Source organism: bacterium, from assembly GCA_035419245.1.
In the GTDB taxonomy this organism is placed as follows: Bacteria; Zhuqueibacterota; Zhuqueibacteria; order Residuimicrobiales; family Residuimicrobiaceae; genus JAKPUX01.
In genome coordinates this window covers 1-4,981 of record DAOLSP010000044.1, presented here as the reverse complement: position 1 = coordinate 4,981, position 4,981 = coordinate 1, and the positions used below count along the sequence as shown (strand labels likewise).

General features: G+C 53.2%; 4 protein-coding genes. All 4 read right to left on the bottom strand.

From position 1 onward, the window contains the following. Nucleotides 1-14 precede the first annotated feature (14 nt). Nucleotides 15-482, bottom strand: coding sequence for a fibronectin type III domain-containing protein (locus PLH32_18290; GenBank protein HQJ66559.1), 468 nt, complete (start codon nt 480-482; stop codon nt 15-17). Then, complete coding sequence (locus tag PLH32_18285; protein ID HQJ66558.1) at nt 482-868, bottom strand: helix-turn-helix domain-containing protein; 387 nt, start codon at nt 866-868, stop codon at nt 482-484. Before PLH32_18285 ends, PLH32_18290 begins: the two co-directional genes overlap by 1 nt. Before the next feature lie 193 nt (nt 869-1,061). Then, nucleotides 1,062-3,602 carry a hypothetical protein gene (locus PLH32_18280; GenBank protein ID HQJ66557.1) on the bottom strand — a complete coding sequence of 847 codons (2,541 nt, stop codon included), beginning with the start codon at nt 3,600-3,602 and terminating at the stop codon, nt 1,062-1,064. A gap of 115 nt (nt 3,603-3,717) precedes the next feature. Beyond that, on the bottom strand, nt 3,718-4,981 hold a 1,264-nt coding region (locus tag PLH32_18275), incomplete at its 5' end, for a hypothetical protein (GenBank protein ID HQJ66556.1).

The window sequence follows — 4,981 nt, the reverse complement described above, 5'->3', positions numbered from 1 at the left end:
AATTCTCCCTATCCTCACTTCGCCCGGATATTCTTGACCGCCGCCGGGATCTTGACTATTGACGTCTTCACAGTAGCTGCCTGCGGAGTCGCCACAAGCTCCATGACGACGCTGAGCGGCCGTCCGGGCGGCAAATCATTGATCACGGCGAAGGTAAAAGCATCGCTGGGTAAGCTCTCATTGCCGGCTCGGTCCACCGCCGTCAGTAGCAGCTCATAATTGCCGGCGACCAGGGCCAAGGTATAATTGGCTTTGCTGGCCTCGGTGTCGGTCGTCCACTCGGTCATCTCCACCACGGTTGTCGTATGCTCATTTGACTGATTGATGAAATAGGCATTGTACTTCACAACGTCGGTATCGGCCGGCGCCACCCAGCTGATCCGGACAAAGTCGCCCGTCTTGAAGGTTGGGCTCTGGCTGAGTGCGCCAGTGAAGGGCGCCAGCATGGCGATCGAAACAAGGATAAGGACCATCTTTTTCATCATGGCAGTTCCTTTCTGAGATTGTATTTCCGGATCCAGCGCCAGACTGTCTTGCGATTCACGCCGAGATAATCAGCTGCCTTTTTTTGATTGCCTTTGAACCGGCAAAGTGCTTCGATGACGTGCCTTTTCTCGTACATTGTGCTGCATCGGGCCGGCTTGTCATTCTTCTCAAAGTGCTTCGGGTCCACCCATTTCCCCGGAGGCGACCCAAGGATCAAGGTTTTGCCGAGCATCAACGCGACCATCGAATCAGATGCCCGTACATGCGTGTATTTCAGGATAGCCGGATCACTGGCAAATTTCATGTCCAACCATAATGATGTTGGTCCCCATTGCCAGGGAGCTTGTTCATCCAGGCTCAATGCAACCGTAAAAAGCAGCATTCGCTCGGATCATTCCTCTCATATTTTTGCATTTCTCATTTAGCGCCACGCACGGCCTTAATATTATTAATAGGTTACACAGTGTGTATAAATGTTTGAGATCCGCAGGCAGGTCAAAGCTTAGCGTGGCTTAAAACAAGGCGTATTCTTATCTAACCGTAAATAGCTATTACCATTATGCTTATTTTTCCCTCTAAATCTTTGTCCAATCGCCGAACGCGCTCTTTACTTCGATCTGCCCGAAATTACTCCGAATGCCCACCTCTCGATTCGTCAAAAGCTCCGAGACCTTGAAAACCGAAAAAGCGTTATCCGTGTAAGCGGTGCTGGCGATGTAGGTCTTGCCGTGCGCCGTCCCGACAGCGAGATTCGTTGCGCCGGTCAAATAATAGCTGCTGCCGAAAATCACATTGTCCCGTGTAAACTTCTCTTCGTTGATTGTAAGCTCATTGATCGAGTTGTCGTTGTACGAAGCGACCAGGATCGTGTCTTCGTCATAGAGCGCCAGTCCATAGGGCCGGTCACAATACTTTGGCGCTCCCGCACCTTGAAAGACCGCAACCAGACGCGGCGGTGTCGAGCTGTCCACTGCCGAAACGTCATAGAGCACCACGCAGTCGTCGTTGCTCGAAGCGCCCAGCAGGTACTGGTCATTGAGCAGCAGCAGGTCACGGATGCCGTTCAGATAGTAGGGCTCACCGTTGCCGGTGACAGAATTCAGATAGGTCGGCGCAGATTTGTTTGTGATGTCCAGGACCGTGATCCGTGAACCGCTAAGAGCCGAAACGTAAGCTCTGGTGGCGGTGGAGTTGACCTGGACCGACATGGCACCGTAACAATAGGTTGCATGTCGATAAACCCCGCACAGGGTTGGGGAGTTGTCGCCGGCAATATCATTCAGGATCACCAGGGCGTTATCGCTGCCGGCGGCGACATAGAGATAATCCCCTTTCTTCAATACACAGTTCGGCTGGCCCAGGTAGTTAGGACTGCCGGAACCGGAAATTGAGCCGGCATTGTAGATGGATGCTTTATTCGCAATGTTCAGCTTGAGAATGCGGTTTGAGTCTCTTGCGGCGACGTAGCAGTAATTGCCACTGACGTCGATCCGCACCGGTGCAAGCATCCCCGAATGAGTGAAATAGCCTTCATAGGTGGTCTCCAGACGGACACCGTCTTCAGAAGACCAGACCGTCAGAGCGTCGTCCGATTTCCGGCTGGAGACGTAGACATAGTGGTCGTCGCTCGAAAGGCAGACTCCATGCGCCCCCTCCAGGTAATAGGGATATCCGACACCGGTTTTCCCGCCAACCCGAACCGGCGATGACGGGTTTGAAACGTCAAAGACAAGGAAAGCTGCGCTCCACCAGACCGCGACATAAAGCAATTTCCCGTCGCTGGAAAAACAGTTTCCGACAGGGCCGTTGCAGTAATCGGCTGCCGAACCCATGTGGCTGACCTGTACCGGAATATCTGGAAATGAAACGTCGATCAAGGTCACGCAATCATCCGAAAAGGCCGATACAGCTACGTAGTTGCCATGCTTTGAAACCCAGTGGCCTTCTCCGAGGTAGATTCCGTTTGGATAGCTTCCCGAAACCGGCCCGGTTCCCCTGCCTGCCAGACTTGCGCAGAAGCCGGGTGATGTCGGATCACTCACGTCGAAAATTGTCAAAGAGCCGACGGCCAGGCCCGAGTCATAGGGTTGGGTTGCCCGGTTCTGCCAGCGGGTGCTGATATAGACGATATTGCTGTCGTCAATGCAAATTCCCGTCCCGCCTTCCAATTCCCAGGAATACGGTTCATCATAAGGCGCCTGATCGCAGTAGGCCCCGCCCACCAGAGTGATTGAAGCAGGATCGGTGATGTCAAAGCACTGCAAGCATCCGGCTGAATCTTCATCTGTCGGATTGGCCCGGTTGCCGTCACAACGCGAGACTGTGAAAGCATAGATGTTGTCGCCGATCTGCTTTACTGCCACGTCCGAAACATAATAGAGATAGAGGCCGTCTGTGCCGTGCGCCCCGTGGATGCAACCCAGCTGGGTCATCCAGGTATCGGATTCCGGGTCACGCACGTCAAATATGGAGAGAGACGCATCCTCTCCGCTTACAACAACCAGCCAGTCCTCATAGAAAATCAACGAATGCGGATGATCCAAGTATAACCCATCCGTGCCGCCAGCGCCTCGGGCCGTTCCGATAATCTTTGGCGCTTTGGGGTCCGTGACGTCAATGACGTGAACAGCGTTGTCGGAGTAGGCCGCATAGCCTACCCAGTTCTTTGTCGGATGTGCTCGGCATACAACGCCGTCGTTCATATAGTTTGGCGCACCGGCCCCGCGAACCGCACCCTGGAATTTGCAGTACCGCGCATAGAGCAGGTTCCAGGCCGTGACCGCGTTGTCGGATCCTCGGCTTGAGACGATCAAATGGTCGTCATCGGTGAAGGCGCAATCATGGGCGTTTTGCAGCAGAATGCCAGCGCCGGTTCCGGTCACCGAACCCATGTAGGCCAGTTCATGGACCTGCAAGGGCGTTCCGAATTGCAGGGTGATGATCGAGGAGAGGATATCCTGCTCTGCCCCAAAAATGACCTGCGTCGCATCCAATGTCAGATCAGGTTCGCCTTCGACCGCAGCGATGGCTTCCGCGTCCTTATAGTCGGCATAAATCGTGTGACCGGTTGCTTTGGCATTTTTCAGTGATCCTGTTTCGTCTTTGAAGCGGATCATAGGGGTAGCAATCCGCGCCGCCCTGCCCAGGTTCAACCGGCTATTGTCGCGGACCGTAACCGTCGATGCGGTTCGGGTCGCTTTGCTTGTCAGGCCGAGTATTTTACTCGCCAGATCAGACCGAGACTTCAAGGGTAGCCTCCCACGGTCTTATCAGGTTCCAGGTCTTTCGCTTGACTCTGATTGGGTCTCCGGTTAATCCCAATCCTGAGTCAACGATTTCCACGTCCGTGCCAGGTGTAATATGCTCCAAAGAATAAGTATCGCGGTCTGCTTCGTACCGGTCAATAATTTCCACATCATATTTTTTTGTGGGGGCCGATTTTGTTTTCAACTCGGTGACGGCTTTTTCCCACAGCAATACTCTGGTGTCCCAGGGGTAAAAAACATCTTCATCGGTGATGTATTCGCTGCATTGCACCATTACAGAATCAAGGTAAAAAGTCACCGCTCCGTCGACGGCCAGAATCTCAAGGTCATGGTTCCCTGTCGCATCAAATACGCCGCCTTCGGCGATGATCTGATGCCAGCCCGTGGTCTCGACAAAAGCCTCATCCGTGCCGGTATCGGCATTCTGCGGGAAATAATCCGTTGCGCCGTCGCCCACTTTCAGCCGGACTTTCAGCTTTGCCCCCGTTGCTATTGTTTTAACGTAGACCCAGACATAAAACGATGCTACCAGAGCTTGACCGCAATTTACAGACCGTTTGATTCCATCCCCGTCTGCGCTGCAAACCACCTTCTGGCTCTTTGTGCCGGTCCGAAGGTAGTCGTTATCCGTGTTTTCCGAACAGACTGCCGATCCGACCGCCGTCCATCCCTGGCAAACGCCGGACGTATAGGTGCCGGAGAGGTCGCTGTATCCTTCCGGCCCGGCTACGTTCAAAATATCCGGCAACTCGTCAAGGCTCAGCAGGGCTTCAGTCCTTTGATATGTTGATCCATCCTCAAGGCTCATATCGGGGACGAAGTCTGCAAGCTCGGATTCGTTTTCCATTATATAGATGTGATCACCAGCGCTGACCGTCCCCGGCGGAGCGGCCTCCAGCCGAATCCGGTCGCCATCTGTCAATTTATCCGAATCTATAATCATTATTTTCTCATCATTAATCATTACGAACATGCCATTGAGCGCATCATAATTACTGCACAGATTCTTGCTGGTTACTTGAAGCCAATAATTTGAGGGATTCCAGGATTTGACGATAAACGTCGCTCCGGCTACATCCATCACACCAGGCTTTACCAGGCCGATTATTCCGTTATCCAGTTTGCGCTGGTCGACAAGCGCAGACCCGCCTTTGGCGATGATTCTGGTGGCAAAGTCGGTTTCGATACTTTCCTGGCATGTTATGGCTTTAAGATTTTCGCCGTAGGAA

Excerpts from the sequence above, each read along its gene's own strand:
- PLH32_18290 (HQJ66559.1), bottom strand. The coding sequence starts at position 482 with ATGAAAAAGATGGTCCTTATCCTTGTTTCGATCGCCATGCTGGCGCCC.
- PLH32_18285 (HQJ66558.1), bottom strand. The coding sequence starts at position 868 with ATGCTGCTTTTTACGGTTGCATTGAGCCTGGATGAACAAGCTCCCTGG.
- PLH32_18280 (HQJ66557.1), bottom strand. The coding sequence starts at position 3,602 with ATGATCCGCTTCAAAGACGAAACAGGATCACTGAAAAATGCCAAAGCA.